This window comes from Citrobacter sp. Cf088, from assembly GCF_030334295.1.
GTDB classification, from domain to species: domain Bacteria; phylum Pseudomonadota; class Gammaproteobacteria; order Enterobacterales; family Enterobacteriaceae; genus Citrobacter; species Citrobacter freundii.
This window is the reverse complement of sequence record NZ_JAOWEE010000033.1, coordinates 19,778-33,144: the sequence shown is the minus strand read 5'-3', so window position 1 is coordinate 33,144 and position 13,367 is coordinate 19,778. Positions and strand designations below refer to the sequence as shown.

At 50.8% G+C, this 13,367-nt stretch carries 15 protein-coding genes; 10 read left to right on the top strand and 5 right to left on the bottom strand.

Translation table 11 applies throughout. The annotated features are described in order from the left end of the window. Positions 1-26 precede the first annotated feature (26 nt). The 4 genes from murJ to rimJ form a co-directional block, all read right to left on the bottom strand. A complete protein-coding gene (gene murJ, locus OGV71_RS03445) occupies positions 27-1,562 on the bottom strand; it encodes a murein biosynthesis integral membrane protein MurJ (protein ID WP_003036176.1) in 1,536 nt (511 codons plus the stop codon). 222 nt (positions 1,563-1,784) lie between these two features. After that, entirely contained in the window at positions 1,785-2,708 is a 924-nt protein-coding gene (locus OGV71_RS03440; protein ID WP_204583746.1) for a Gfo/Idh/MocA family protein, read from the bottom strand. 1 nt (position 2,709) lies between these two features. Beyond that, the gene (locus OGV71_RS03435) at positions 2,710-3,357 is read right to left on the bottom strand and encodes a YceH family protein (RefSeq protein WP_049016419.1); all 648 of its coding nucleotides are present in this window, start codon (positions 3,355-3,357) and stop codon (positions 2,710-2,712) included. 34 nt (positions 3,358-3,391) lie between these two features. Continuing rightward, the gene (gene rimJ, locus OGV71_RS03430; protein WP_016149925.1) at positions 3,392-3,976 is read right to left on the bottom strand and encodes a ribosomal protein S5-alanine N-acetyltransferase; all 585 of its coding nucleotides are present in this window, start codon (positions 3,974-3,976) and stop codon (positions 3,392-3,394) included. A 259-nt stretch (positions 3,977-4,235) separates the two neighbouring features. Here rimJ and mdtH point away from each other — a divergent pair, with 259 nt between their 5' ends. The 9 genes from mdtH to OGV71_RS03385 all read left to right on the top strand — a co-directional run bounded on the left by mdtH (position 4,236) and on the right by OGV71_RS03385 (position 10,981). Further along, positions 4,236-5,444 (top strand): multidrug efflux MFS transporter MdtH, encoded by a 1,209-nt coding sequence (mdtH, locus tag OGV71_RS03425; protein ID WP_003036166.1) that lies wholly within the window; start codon positions 4,236-4,238, stop codon positions 5,442-5,444. 114 nt (positions 5,445-5,558) lie between these two features. Then, positions 5,559-6,119 carry a lipoprotein gene (locus OGV71_RS03420; protein ID WP_003036163.1) on the top strand — a complete coding sequence of 187 codons (561 nt, stop codon included), beginning with the start codon at positions 5,559-5,561 and terminating at the stop codon, positions 6,117-6,119. Positions 6,120-6,224: 105 nt separating this feature from the next. Beyond that, on the top strand, positions 6,225-7,271 hold the full coding sequence (gene pyrC / locus OGV71_RS03415) for a dihydroorotase (protein ID WP_199998406.1): 1,047 nt from the start codon (positions 6,225-6,227) through the stop codon (positions 7,269-7,271). A gap of 65 nt (positions 7,272-7,336) precedes the next feature. After that, positions 7,337-7,582: a DNA damage-inducible protein I gene (gene dinI, locus OGV71_RS03410; RefSeq protein ID WP_003036157.1), complete on the top strand. Its 246-nt coding sequence runs from the start codon at positions 7,337-7,339 to the stop codon at positions 7,580-7,582. A gap of 340 nt (positions 7,583-7,922) precedes the next feature. Then, positions 7,923-8,177, top strand: a complete 255-nt coding sequence (gene bssS / locus OGV71_RS03405; RefSeq protein WP_003036154.1) for a biofilm formation regulator BssS — start codon at positions 7,923-7,925, stop codon at positions 8,175-8,177. Between the two features lie 114 nt (positions 8,178-8,291). Further along, positions 8,292-9,407, top strand: coding sequence for an N-methyl-L-tryptophan oxidase (solA, locus tag OGV71_RS03400; protein WP_003836779.1), 1,116 nt, complete (start codon positions 8,292-8,294; stop codon positions 9,405-9,407). A gap of 55 nt (positions 9,408-9,462) precedes the next feature. Then, positions 9,463-9,576, top strand: coding sequence for a YceO family protein (locus tag OGV71_RS03395; protein WP_003036148.1), 114 nt, complete (start codon positions 9,463-9,465; stop codon positions 9,574-9,576). Between the two features lie 261 nt (positions 9,577-9,837). After that, a complete protein-coding gene (locus OGV71_RS03390; RefSeq protein ID WP_061547850.1) occupies positions 9,838-10,404 on the top strand; it encodes a cytochrome b in 567 nt (188 codons plus the stop codon). A gap of 1 nt (position 10,405) precedes the next feature. Further along, positions 10,406-10,981, top strand: a complete 576-nt coding sequence (locus tag OGV71_RS03385) for a YceI family protein (protein ID WP_003832130.1) — start codon at positions 10,406-10,408, stop codon at positions 10,979-10,981. Positions 10,982-11,026: 45 nt separating this feature from the next. On the opposite strand, the gene trhO is transcribed toward OGV71_RS03385, so the two are convergent. Next, the gene (gene trhO / locus OGV71_RS03380) at positions 11,027-12,079 is read right to left on the bottom strand and encodes an oxygen-dependent tRNA uridine(34) hydroxylase TrhO (protein ID WP_204583748.1); all 1,053 of its coding nucleotides are present in this window, start codon (positions 12,077-12,079) and stop codon (positions 11,027-11,029) included. A gap of 220 nt (positions 12,080-12,299) precedes the next feature. Here trhO and OGV71_RS03375 point away from each other — a divergent pair, with 220 nt between their 5' ends. Continuing rightward, the gene (locus OGV71_RS03375) at positions 12,300-13,220 is read left to right on the top strand and encodes a Kdo(2)-lipid IV(A) acyltransferase (protein WP_003036136.1); all 921 of its coding nucleotides are present in this window, start codon (positions 12,300-12,302) and stop codon (positions 13,218-13,220) included. The last annotated feature ends 147 nt before the right edge of the window (positions 13,221-13,367 follow it).

Sequence of the window (13,367 nt, the reverse complement as noted above, 5' to 3'; positions counted from 1 at the left end):
TTATGCCGCCATCCGGCATTGATTCTTTACGCCGTCCGACGCACAAACTCTTTTACTTTAAAGCCCAGTACAGCGAGTGCTGCAAAGTAAGCAGCAATACCTGCCACCACGACCGCCATCAGACGCAGTAGGCGCCACAACATCGTTCCCTGTGACCAATCTGGCATGATGTAGAGCATCCCAACCAGCACCGCCGACATCACCAACACGGAAATCACCAGTCGCGCCAGGAACCAGGTCCAGCCCGGTTGCGGGGTGAAGATTTTCTGCTTACGCAACTGCCAGTACAGCAGTGAAGCGTTCAGACACGCGGCAAGACCAATCGACAGCGACAGCCCGGCATGCTTTAACGGCCCGATAAAGGCCAGGTTCATCACCTGGGTCATAATCAGCGTCACAATGGCAATCTTCACTGGCGTTTTTATATCCTGGCGCGAGTAAAAGCCCGGAGCCAACACTTTCACCACGATCAAGCCAATCAAACCTACCGAATACGCCACCAGCGCACGCTGGGTCATCGCAGCATCAAAGGCAGTAAATTTACCGTACTGGAACAGAGACACCGTCAGCGGTTTGGCCAGAATACCCAACGCTACGGCACTCGGTAATGCCAACAGGAAACACAAGCGCAGGCCCCAGTCCATCAGGCGACAATACTCATCATGATTACCGCTGGAAAAGCTTTTTGACAGCGATGGCAGCAGGATAGTCCCCAGCGCTACGCCAAGCACACCGGACGGAAACTCCATCAGACGGTCGGCATAGTACATCCACGAAACTGAGCCAGAGGCCAGAAACGAGGCGAAAATCGTATTGATGATCAGTGAAATCTGGCTGACTGATACCCCAAGGATCGCCGGGCCCATCTGCTTGACGACGCGCATCGCCCCCGCATCGCGGAAGTTCACACGCGGCAGTACCAGCATGCCAATTTTCTTCAGATGCGGAAGCTGGTAAATCAGCTGTAGCACGCCACCCACGGTAACGGCCCACGCCAGCGCCAGCACTGGCGGATGAAAATAAGGGGCCGCAAACAGCGCGAAACCGATCATGCTGATATTCAGAAAAGTCGGGGCAAACGCAGGAATAGAAAAGCGGTTCCAGGTGTTAAGGATCGCACCAACCAGTGAGGCCAGTGAAATCAGTAGAATATAGGGAAAAGTGATCCGCAGCAGTTGAGTGGTCAGCGCAAATTTATCCGCTGTGTCGGCAAACCCCGGCGCGGTAACTAAAATCACCCATGGCGCAGCCAACATCCCGGCTACCGTCACCACAGCCAGCGCCAGCGTCAACAGTCCGGAAACGTAGGCAACAAACACGCGGGTAGCATCTTCCCCCTGCTTGCTTTTGTACTCAGCAAGAATCGGCACAAACGCCTGCGAAAATGCGCCTTCGGCAAAAATTCGGCGTAGCAGGTTAGGAAGTTTGAATGCCACAAAAAAGGCATCTGTCGCCATCCCTGCACCAAAGATTCTGGCGACAATCGCATCACGCGCAAAACCCAGCACTCGTGAAAACATCGTCATCGAGCTGACGGCTGCCAGCGACTTTAATAAATTCATCTATGTTGTATTCCAGACTCTGAGGCAAAACCCCGACAAACCTGCCCGTAGGTCGGATAAGGCATTTTCGCCGCCATCCGACACTTTTGCTGTGCCTGATGGCGACACCGTAGCGCCTTATCAGGCCGACAAATCAGCCTATGGTTGAAAAGAGGTGTTATTTTGAGTGGGCATATAGTACCTGGATTACAATGAATTACTACCGCCAGATGTTACAGGGGGTTATTCAGCCATCGCCTCCCGCCACAGCTTTTCAACAACACGCTGGGCCAGTAGCGCCTGCTCGCCTGCCGTCTGGGGAACCGTCTGATTTTGCACGCACTCAATGAAATGACGCGCACATCCGGCAAAACCACGCTGTTCTAAGGTCGTTTGCCAGCCCGCTATCGGCTTATGAACAACACCTTGCCCACGCTCTTCCCGCCATTCCCGCATATCAATTACGTCAATCAGGCCACCGTCCGTCACCGCCTGCACGCTCTCACGCTGGCTACCGGCACGGCGATGCATACTGGTCGTTATCTGCATTTGACCGGTAGAAAAATGGTGCTCGGCGTAAAGCATCGCACCAGATTCATTGGTCAGAAGCGTGCCGTTATTTAACTGCGCCTGCCCTCCCGCCAGCCACAATGCGGTATCGACTACGTGCAGATAGTCGTCCAGCAAAGTGAAACGCAGATCGTGCGGCCCAACGCTATCCGTACGGTGCTTATCCATACGTACAGACGCTGCGGTGCTCAACTGGGTTTTGAGATCCTGGTACAGCGGTGCAAACCGGCGGTTAAACCCGACCATCAGCGTGAGTTTTTTCCGCGCGGCCAGTTCCACCAGTTGCTCAGCCTCACGCAGGTTTTCCGCCAGCGGCTTATCCACACACACGTGAACTCCGGCATTCAGCAATTCACTGACGACCGCATAGTGCGTCGCGGTGCTGGAATGGACGAAAACCGCGTCGCAGGTTTGCGCCAGATTCATCAGTGAATCCACGTAGGGTATCCGCCAGGTATCACAGATACGCTGTGCTTTATCGCGCGAAGGTGAAAAGGCGCCTTGCAGCGTCCAGTCCGCGGAGGTGCCCAGCACGGGTAGCCAGGCCTTTTGTGCAATACCGCCAAGGCCGACTACGCCGATACGTAATTTATTCACGTTAGTCTCCCAGGTGCGCCAGCAATGAATCAAGTCGCTGCTTAAGTTCTGCGACTTCCGTTTCCAGCACTTCCACGCGTGCCTGCAGATCACCGGAGGCTGCAGGGAGTTGATCTGCCGCGGCAATGGCTTCATCAACCTCACCGCAAAACAGGTGCATATAGCGACTTTCACGTTTGCCCGGCTCGCGCGCCAGGCGGATCACATAAGGCCCATCTTCCCGGGTTGCCAGATTTTCCAGTGTCGATTCCACTTCGGCCATATCGCTGAATTCGTACATACGGGATGCGCGACTACGCAATTCACCAGGCGTCTGAGCGCCCCTCAGCAGCAGTGTAGTGATTACGGCCACCTCTGCGGCACTAAGCTTCAGATTGCCAAATTCAGAGTTGCAGAAACGCTGCTCATATTTCGTGACGCGATTGCCAAAGCCGCTCACCGTGCGCAGAAAATGTCGCTTAACCAGGTTATCCAACTGCTCCTGCACGTCCGATTCCGACAGGTTCATCACCGGTTCACGATTCGTTTTTTGATTGCAGGCTGTTACGACTCCATTAACGGAGAGTGGGTACTGTTCCGGCGTTGTCACTTGTTTTTCTAATAAACAGCCAATCACTCGTGCTTCGGTGGCGGTTAATTCGTATTTCATCGTCTTCTCCATTAATCATGGCTGCATCTGAAACTTAGCGGCCGGGGGTCCATTCTGATGTGGTCAACGCCGTCAGCACGTGATCGCGCCACTGCCCGTCAATCAGCAGGTAGTCTTTGGCATACCCTTCTTTTTCAAAACCCAGTCGCGCCAACAGGTCACCGCTGCGCTTATTATGTGGCATGTAGTTAGCCATAATGCGGTGAATATGCTGAGTGCGCTGCATATAACGGATGGCCGAAGTTAAGGCTTCATACATTAGCCCCTGCCCCTGCCATTTCTGCGCAATGGAGTAGCCGAGATAACAGGCATGGAAGGATCCCCGCACCACGTTTGAGAAGTTCGCAACGCCGATAATCTCTTTTTCGTCCGGATCGAGCAGCGCAAAATAATAAGCGGTGCCCTGTTTATGAAACTCAGAGATCATGCCGAGACGCGCCTGCCAGCCGGACGGATAGCAGTGGCTTTCATCGCGAATAGGTTCCCAGGGTTTTAAGAAATGACGATTTTCTGCGTAATAATCTGCCAGACGCCAGGCATCACGCTCATGCACTAAACGCACGACCAGGCGGTCCGTGGTTAAGCGCACTTTTGGCACGTTACTGCGATAGCCAAACATTCTATACCTACTCCTTCCCGTAACGTCTTCAATACGCTATTCGCATTACTATACCTGTGCGAATACACCCTGTGAAAAGAGCAAAATGCCATTTTTTGAATTATTCACACATTTTGATGAAAACTCTCTATCAAGACGGACTTTTGATAAAAAAATATTGTCCCGCGAAGGGTGGGAAAAGCGATGACGACACCGCAGAATAGGAGGTGCTTATCTTTTAAACTCTATCCAGAGTGACGAGTTTTTCCCTGGAGGGGAAATGTCGCAAGTCTCGCAGGCAAGGAACCTGGGTAAATACTTCCTTCTCATCGATAATATGCTGGTCGTGCTGGGTTTCTTCGTCGTTTTCCCGCTGATCTCAATTCGTTTCGTCGACCAAATGGGCTGGGCCGCCGTGATGGTCGGTATCGCGCTTGGATTACGTCAATTTATCCAGCAGGGGTTGGGTATTTTCGGCGGTGCTATTGCTGACCGTTTCGGCGCCAAACCGATGATCGTCACCGGCATGCTGATGCGCGCAGCCGGGTTCGCCACCATGGGCATTGCGCATGAACCGTGGCTGCTGTGGTTTTCCTGCTTTCTTTCCGGGCTGGGTGGCACGCTGTTCGACCCTCCCCGTTCGGCGCTGGTAGTCAAGCTGATCCGCCCGGAAAAGCGCGGGCGTTTTTTCTCTATTCTGATGATGCAGGATAGCGCCGGGGCCGTGGTCGGCGCGTTACTCGGCAGTTGGTTATTGCAATACGATTTCCGTCTGGTATGTGCCACCGGCGCAATTTTGTTCGTTCTGTGCGCGGCGTTTAACGCCTGGCTGCTCCCGGCATGGAAGCTGTCGACGGTGAAAATTCCGGTGCGCGAAGGGATGAGCCACGTGATGCATGACAAGCGCTTTGTCACCTATGTGCTGACGCTGGCGGGCTATTACATGCTGGCGGTACAGGTGATGCTGATGCTGCCCATCATGGTGAACGACATCGCTGGCTCACCAGCCGCCGTGAAATGGATGTATGCCATTGAGGCATGTCTCTCTTTAACGCTGCTGTACCCGATTGCCCGCTGGAGTGAAAAACGCTTTCGCCTTGAACATCGTCTGATGGCGGGCCTGCTGGTGATGTCTCTAAGTATGATGCCCATTGGCCTGGTCGGGAATTTACAGCAGTTGTTCACCCTGATCTGCACGTTCTATATTGGCTCGATCATCGCCGAACCGGCGCGTGAAACTCTGAGCGCCTCGCTGGCGAATGCGCGGGCCAGAGGAAGCTATATGGGCTTCAGCCGACTGGGACTCGCCATCGGCGGCGCAATTGGCTATGTCGGCGGCGGCTGGCTGTTTGACATGGGCAAGGCCCTGGCACAGCCTGAGCTGCCCTGGATGATGCTCGGTATTATTGGCTTCATCACCTTCCTGGCGCTGGGCTGGCAATTCAGTCTCAAACGCCCAACGCGAGGTATGCTGGAGCCAGACGCCTGATAGCCGAACCTGCGTCCGGGCACTTTTCAGTTTTTTCTGCTGGCGTCCGGGGCGCTGGTACTCGATGATGCTTTGTGTCACGATTACACCACATGCATCATGTTGAGGAACCCCATGAAAAAGTTTTTTTTTGCCGCTGCACTGATTGTCAGCGGCCTGTTGGTTGGTTGTAATCAACTCACGCAATACACGGTTAGCGAGCAAGAAATTAATCAAGCCCTGGCAAAGCATAATAACTTTTCAAAAGACATCGGTTTGCCCGGCGTTGCTGAAGCACATATCGTACTGAATAATCTCGCCAGCCAGATTGGTCGTGAAGAGCCAAACAAAGTAACCCTGACCGGCGATGCCAACCTGGACATGAACTCCCTGTTTGGCAGTCAGAAAGCGACCATGAAGCTGAAGCTGAAAGCCTTACCGGTTTTCAATAAAGAAAAAGGCGCGATTTATCTGCAAGAGATGGAAGTCGTCGACGCCACCGTCACGCCAGAAAAAATGCAGTCAGTACTGCAAACGCTGATGCCGTATTTAAATCAATCGCTGCGTAATTATTTCAACCAGCAACCAGCGTACATTCTGAAGGATGACAGCAGCCAGGGTGAAGCGCTGGCGAAAAAACTGGCGAAAGGTATTGAGGTGAAACCGGGTGAAATCATCATCCCGTTCACCGACTAATAAAACTGAGGGCGCTGATGCGCCCTTTTTTTTCGTGCAAACGAAAACGTTTCCGCTTATCCTTTGTTTCCGGCAAAAAAGACTATCCTCAGCCGGAGCATATTGATGACTGCACCATCCCAGGTTTTAAAGATCCGCCGCCCAGACGACTGGCATCTTCACTTTCGCGATGGCGACATGTTAAAAACTGTCGTGCCCTATACCAGTGAAGTTTATGGCCGCGCCATTGTCATGCCGAACCTGGCACCGCCCGTCACCACGGTTGACGCGGCTATCGCTTATCGCCAGCGCATTCTTGACGCGGTACCTGCCGGACACGACTTCACGCCATTAATGACCTGCTACTTAACGGATACGCTGGATCCCAACGAGCTGGAACGTGGATTCAACGAAGGCGTATTCACCGCGGCAAAACTCTATCCAGCCAATGCCACCACCAACTCGACGCATGGCGTAACCTCTATTGACGCCATCATGCCGGTGCTGGAGCGGATGGAAAAATTGGGTATGCCACTGCTGGTGCACGGCGAAGTCACGCATGCAGATATCGATATTTTCGATCGCGAAGCGCGCTTTATTGAAACGGTGATGGAACCTCTGCGTCAGCGTTTGACCTCGCTGAAAGTGGTGTTCGAGCATATCACCACCAAAGATGCTGCCGAATACGTGCGTGATGGTAACGAACTTTTGGCTGCGACCATTACGCCACAGCACCTGATGTTTAACCGCAACCACATGCTGGTTGGCGGGATTCGCCCTCACCTGTATTGCCTGCCAATCCTCAAACGTAACGTCCACCAACAGGCGCTGCGTGAACTGGTTGCCAGCGGGTTTAAGCGCGCATTCCTCGGTACCGACTCAGCGCCGCACGCGCGTCATCGCAAAGAGTCAAGCTGTGGCTGTGCGGGCTGTTTTAATGCACCGACCGCGCTGGGCAGCTATGCCACCGTGTTTGAAGAGATGAATGCGCTGGACCATTTCGAAGCCTTCTGCTCACTCAACGGCCCACAGTTCTATGGCTTGCCGGTAAATGAGACCTTTATTGAGCTGGAACGCATGGAGCACCTGGTTCCTGAGAGCATTGCACTGGAAGACGATACGCTGGTGCCTTTCCTGGGTGGCGAAACGGTACGCTGGTCAGTAAAAAGCTAAAAAAAGTGTAGCCAATCGATGCGAATAACTGTATAAATAAACAGTATATTCCACAGGGGGCTACTATGCGTATTGAAGTCACTATTGCCAAAACTTCACCTTTACCTGCCGGTGCAATTGACGCACTGGCAGGTGAACTCTCCCGCCGTATTCAGCACCATTTTCCGGATAACGAAGGTAACGTTACCGTCCGTTATGCCGGCGCAAACAATTTGTCGGTTATTGGCGCGACTAAAGAGGACAAAGAACGCATCAGCGAGATCCTACAGGAAACCTGGGAAAGCGCGGATGACTGGTTCATCAACGAATAAATAATGATATGCAGTGATGTTTGTTTGCCGGGTCGCCCCGGCTTTTTTATACACACTATCCTGTAATCAATCGCGCATTTCTTCTGACGAGTATTTAATTTAATATTAACCCACCGATTATCTTTTAACCAAAACAACAAAATAATTGTGCAACATACTAAAAAAAAATGAATAACATGTTGGTTTCTTAGTCAGATAACGCTGAAAACAAAAAATTTATGCCCTTCCCTCTTTAAATTTTCAATGAATACCCTTATTTATTGATATACTGAAGTTGCTTCAGAAAAAAACGCATTGAACCTCGAAAACCGTTGTCTAGTAACACGAATTAGGGGGCATGATGGAAAAGAATAATGAAGTCATTCAGACTCATCCGCTTGTAGGGTGGGACATCAGCACTGTTGATAGCTACGATGCGCTGATGCTGCGTTTGCACTACCAGACCCCGAATCGCCCTGACCCGGATGGGACTGAAGTTGGTCAAACGCTCTGGTTAACCACTGATGTTGCCAGGCAATTTATTTCGATATTAGAAGCAGGAATCGCCAAAATTGAATCTGGCGATTACCAGGTAAATGAGTATCAGCGACATTGAACCTGATACATCCAACCATCAAAAGGCACCTTAACGGTGCCTTTCTTATTTCCAGGTTGAATATTCCGGGTCAGTTATTTAACCTGCTACTATCGCGATTGCAGAGAGAAGCGGATGAAATACGACTTAATCATTATTGGCAGCGGTTCAGTAGGCGCCGCAGCTGGATACTATGCCACTCGTGCCGGTCTGAAGGTTCTGATGATCGATGCACATATGCCTCCGCATCAGCAGGGCAGCCACCACGGCGACACTCGATTAATTCGTCATGCTTATGGCGAAGGTGAAAAATACGTTCCGCTAGTGCTACGTGCGCAAACATTGTGGGATGAACTATCCACCCATAATGAAGAACCGATTTTTGTTCGCTCCGGTGTTATCAACCTCGGTCCGGCAGAGTCCACCTTCTTAGCGACTGCAGCGCAAAGCGCCAAACAGTGGCAACTCAACGTTGAACAACTGGATGCGGCAGCCATCATGGCGCGCTGGCCAGAGATTCGTGTACCTGACAACTATATCGGTCTGTTTGAAGCGGAGTCCGGTTTTTTACGCAGTGAGTTAGCAATTAAAACCTGGATCCGTCTGGCGGAAGAAGCAGGCTGTGCGCAACTGTTTAAATGCCCGGTCAGCGCAATTCATCACGGTGATGATGGCATCACGGTAGAAACGGCTGACGGTGACTACCACGCGAAAAAAGCAGTGATCAGCGCCGGTACCTGGGTGCAGGCTTTAGTCCCTGAACTACCGATACAACCGGTGCGCAAAGTGTTCGCCTGGTATCAGGCCGATGGGCGCTACAGCGTTAAAAATAACTTCCCAGCCTTCACCGGCGAGCTGCCAAATGGTGATCAATACTACGGTTTCCCGGCAGAAAACGACGAGCTGAAAATTGGTAAGCACAACGGCGGACAAGTCATTCACTCTGCTGATGAGCGTAAGCCATTTGCCGCTGTAGCCAGCGATGGTTCTGAAGCCTTCCCATTCCTGCGCACAATTCTGCCGGGCGTTGGCTGCTGCCTGCACGGCGCGTCCTGCACTTACGATAATTCACCGGATGAAGACTTTATTATCGATACTCTGCCAGCGCACGACAACACGCTAATCATTACCGGGCTGAGCGGACATGGCTTTAAGTTTGCCTCTGTTCTGGGAGAGATTGCGGCAAACTTCGCTCAGGACAAACCGTCTGACTTTGACCTGACCCCCTTCAGGCTAAGCCGTTTTAAGTGATAATAAATGAATGGCCTCGACGGTGAGGCCATTTTTAATGACAGGAATAACGTCAATGCGCCGTATCTTTCACTATCTGGTTAATAATATTCGCGAGCATCTTATGCTCTACATTATTTTATGGTCGCTGCTGGCCATTATGGATGTAATATATATTATGTTTTTCTGATTCCTGTGCGCTGACAATAATTGACAAAAATTTAAATTAGCTTAATTTCATTGCAATAAACTGAATAATAATAAAAATCATAACCACCCATAAACCAAGCACTCCCACCTATTCTCACACTAATCCCTTGATGATTAATTCAATAATCAGTCAACTTTACTGAACAAAAAACAAATATCATCATCATTGTTATTTATTAGTTGCATTAATGTCTTTTACACGCCATTTTCGTTCACTTCTGAAATATAAATCGGTGTGCTTATGCAATTCAAAAATAGTCCACAGCGCTATGGCGTAGTGTCAGCCACATTACATTGGCTGGTTGCAATTGCTGTATATGGCATGTTCGCCTTGGGCTTATGGATGGTCACGCTTAGCTACTATGACGGCTGGTATCACCAGGCCCCTGAACTGCATAAAAGCATCGGCATCCTACTCATGATGGGACTGGTTATCCGCGTTATCTGGCGGTTGTTCTCCCCTCCGCCTGCTGCGTTGGCAAGCTACTCCCGTTTAACCCGCATCGCAGCGGCAATGGGTCACCTCGCACTTTATTTGCTGCTCTTTTCGATTGCCATTAGCGGATATCTAATTTCCACCGCAGATGGCAAAGCGATAAGCGTCTTTGGTTGGTTCGACATTCCAGCCACCGTTGCCAACGCAGGTGCTCAGGCCGACCTCGCCGGTAGCTTGCACCTGTGGCTTGCGTGGACCGTGGTGATTTTATCCCTACTGCACGGACTGATGGCCCTGAAACATCACTTTATTGATAACGACGATACCCTCAATCGCATGTTGGGAAAATCGTCATCTGACTATGGAGCTTAAAATGAAAAAAAACCTGCTGGGACTTACACTCGCCTCTCTGTTATTCACCACCGGGTCGGCCGTGGCGGCAGATTACAAAATTGACAAGGAAGGACAGCATGCCTTTGTTAATTTCCGTATTCAGCATCTGGGTTACAGCTGGCTGTATGGCACATTTAAAGATTTCGACGGTACGTTTACCTTTGATGAGAAAAATCCCGCAGCCGATAAGGTTAACGTAACCATCAACACCAACAGCGTTGACACTAATCACGCCGAACGTGACAAGCATCTGCGCAGCGCAGATTTCCTTAACGTAGCGAAATTCCCGCAGGCGACCTTCAGCTCCACCAGCGTGAAGAAAGAAGGTAATGACCTGGATATCACCGGTAATTTGACCCTGAACGGCGTTACCAAACCGGTTACGCTGGATGCGAAGCTCATCGGTCAGGGCGGCGATCCTTGGGGCGGTACGCGCGCTGGTTTTGAAGCGCAAGGTAAGATTAAGCTGAAGGATTTCAACATCACCACCGATCTCGGTCCGGCGTCACAGGAAGTCGATTTAATCATCTCAGTGGAAGGTGTTCAACAGAAGTAACGCATGAATTGCCGGATGAGGTTCTGCCCCTCATCCGGAATCATGTTATTGCGCAGGGTCTGGAATACCCAGTTTGGTATTCAGTTGACCACGTGATTTATTAAAGATTTTATTGCCATTTTCACGCCCAGCGCGACGACGCCGTTGTTCCTCTTCCGGCAACTCACTCTCTTCGCTACACAGCTCGCTACAGCAGCCTTTATATTTCTGCGCACAAGCCGGGCACTGAATAAACAACAGATGGCAGCCATCATTTTTGCAATTAGTATGGCTATCGCACGCCGTGCCGCACTGATGACAATGTGCGATAATATCTTCAGAGATCCTTTCGCCCATGCGCTCATCAAAGACAAAGTTTTTACCGACAAAACGCACCGGAAGTCCCTGCTCACGCGCCTTGCGGGCATACTCAATAATACCGCCCTCAATGTGCCAGACTTTGCTAAATCCATTGTGTTTCATCCAGGCGCTAGCTTTCTCACAGCGGATCCCACCCGTGCAGTACATCACGATTTTTTTATCTTTATGCGCCTGCATCATTTCAACCGCTTTCGGCAGCTGATCGCGGAATGTGTCTGCCGGGATCTCCAGCGCATTCTCGAAGTGACCCACCTCATATTCATAATGGTTGCGCATATCAATGAATACCGCTTCAGGATCGTCAAGCATGGCATTCACCTCTGCTGCCTTGAGATAATCCCCCACATTGCTGGCGTCAAAGTCTGGATCGTCGATACCATCCGCCACGATACGTTCACGGACTTTCATACGCAGTACCCAGAACGATTTACCGTCATCATCCAGCGCAATATTCAGACGTAAATCGTTCAATGCAGGATCAAACACATAGAGTTGCTGGCGAAATGCCTCGACGTTGCTTTGCGGTACGCTGATTTGCGCATTAATTCCTTCATGGGCAAGATATACTCGCCCGAAGACGTTCAATGCGGTGAACATCTGGTACAGTGCATCACGCGTGTGCTGAGGATTGGCAATGGTGAAATATTTATAGAATGAGATCGTCGTACGCGGCTCGGTCTCGGCCAGCATTTTGGCTTTGAGGGCGTCGTTCGAAATGCGGTTGTGTAACACTGGCATGGTGTACGTATCCTGCAAATAGGGAATAAATGAAAATCGGCGGCATAATAAAGCAAACATCGCCAATTTACATCCACACATTTTACGCTACATTTCATACTTCACTATAAAGTTGCAACAACAATTGCGGAATTAATCACCGTTCTCCCGTCACAAATTTTTGATACGCGCGAAAAAATGCGACAATACAGGGAATTGGTCGTTTGAAAACAGGATAGACATGACGAATTTACCCAAGTTTTCGGCTGCATTACTGCATCCACGTTATTGGTTAACCTGGCTGGGTATTGGCATCCTTTGGTTAATCGTGCAGTTACCCTACCCCATCCTCTTTAAGTTGGGCTGTGCATTAGGTCGACTGGCGCTACGTTTGATGAAACGTCGGGCAAAAATTGTTTCCCGAAATCTGGAACTGTGCTTCCCGCAGATGAGTGAGCAGGAACGCCAGCAGATGGTCGTCAAGAACTTCGAATCCGTGGGCATGGGCGTAATGGAAACCGGAATGGCCTGGTTTTGGTCCGATAAGCGTATTTCACGCTGGACTGAAGTGATCGGGATGGAACATATCCGTGACGTTCAGGCGCAAAAACGCGGGATCTTGTTAGTGGGTCTGCACTTTCTGACTCTGGAACTGGGTGCGCGTCAGTTTGGTTTGCAGGAACCGGGTATTGGTGTGTATCGCCCTAACGACAACCCGCTTCTCGACTGGCTACAAACCTGGGGCCGTATGCGCTCGAATAAATCAATGCTCGATCGTAAAGACCTGAAAGGGATGATTAAAGCGTTGAAAAAGGGCGAAGTGGTCTGGTACGCGCCGGATCACGATTACGGCCCTCGTGCCAGTGTGTTTGTACCACTTTTTGCCGTTGAACAAGCCGCAACAACCTCTGGGACCTGGATGCTTTCGCGCATGTCCAATGCCTGCCTGGTACCGTTTGTTCCTCGCCGCAAACCTGACGGTAAAGGGTATCAATTGATTATGCTGCCTCCGGAGTGTTCACCGCCTTTGGACGACGCAGAGACCACTGCCGCGTGGATGAACAAAATTGTTGAGCAATGCATCATGATGGCGCCAGAGCAGTATATGTGGCTGCATCGTCGCTTCAAGACGCGCCCTGAAGGTTCTCCTTCCCTGTACTAAAACACTGTTGCAGCCCTGTGGGCTGCAACACCTTCCCTGCCTGCTTTAGGTTTAACTGCTATCCGCATTGCAGCAATTATCTACCAAGCGCATAATTAGCCTGCTTACTTATATTCAATCGATAGCGCAAACAGCGCGCCACACTGC

What these genes read in the sequence shown, in the direction of transcription:
- trhO (WP_204583748.1), bottom strand. Translation starts at nt 12,079, where the DNA reads ATGCCAGTGTTACACAACCGCATTTCGAACGACGCCCTCAAAGCCAAA.
- bssS (WP_003036154.1), top strand. Translation starts at nt 7,923, where the DNA reads ATGGAAAAGAATAATGAAGTCATTCAGACTCATCCGCTTGTAGGGTGG.
- OGV71_RS03385 (WP_003832130.1), top strand. Translation starts at nt 10,406, where the DNA reads ATGAAAAAAAACCTGCTGGGACTTACACTCGCCTCTCTGTTATTCACC.
- solA (WP_003836779.1), top strand. Translation starts at nt 8,292, where the DNA reads ATGAAATACGACTTAATCATTATTGGCAGCGGTTCAGTAGGCGCCGCA.
- murJ (WP_003036176.1), bottom strand. Translation starts at nt 1,562, where the DNA reads ATGAATTTATTAAAGTCGCTGGCAGCCGTCAGCTCGATGACGATGTTT.
- dinI (WP_003036157.1), top strand. Translation starts at nt 7,337, where the DNA reads ATGCGTATTGAAGTCACTATTGCCAAAACTTCACCTTTACCTGCCGGT.
- pyrC (WP_199998406.1), top strand. Translation starts at nt 6,225, where the DNA reads ATGACTGCACCATCCCAGGTTTTAAAGATCCGCCGCCCAGACGACTGG.
- OGV71_RS03395 (WP_003036148.1), top strand. Translation starts at nt 9,463, where the DNA reads ATGCGCCGTATCTTTCACTATCTGGTTAATAATATTCGCGAGCATCTT.
- mdtH (WP_003036166.1), top strand. Translation starts at nt 4,236, where the DNA reads ATGTCGCAAGTCTCGCAGGCAAGGAACCTGGGTAAATACTTCCTTCTC.
- OGV71_RS03435 (WP_049016419.1), bottom strand. Translation starts at nt 3,357, where the DNA reads ATGAAATACGAATTAACCGCCACCGAAGCACGAGTGATTGGCTGTTTA.
- rimJ (WP_016149925.1), bottom strand. Translation starts at nt 3,976, where the DNA reads ATGTTTGGCTATCGCAGTAACGTGCCAAAAGTGCGCTTAACCACGGAC.
- OGV71_RS03390 (WP_061547850.1), top strand. Translation starts at nt 9,838, where the DNA reads ATGCAATTCAAAAATAGTCCACAGCGCTATGGCGTAGTGTCAGCCACA.
- OGV71_RS03375 (WP_003036136.1), top strand. Translation starts at nt 12,300, where the DNA reads ATGACGAATTTACCCAAGTTTTCGGCTGCATTACTGCATCCACGTTAT.
- OGV71_RS03420 (WP_003036163.1), top strand. Translation starts at nt 5,559, where the DNA reads ATGAAAAAGTTTTTTTTTGCCGCTGCACTGATTGTCAGCGGCCTGTTG.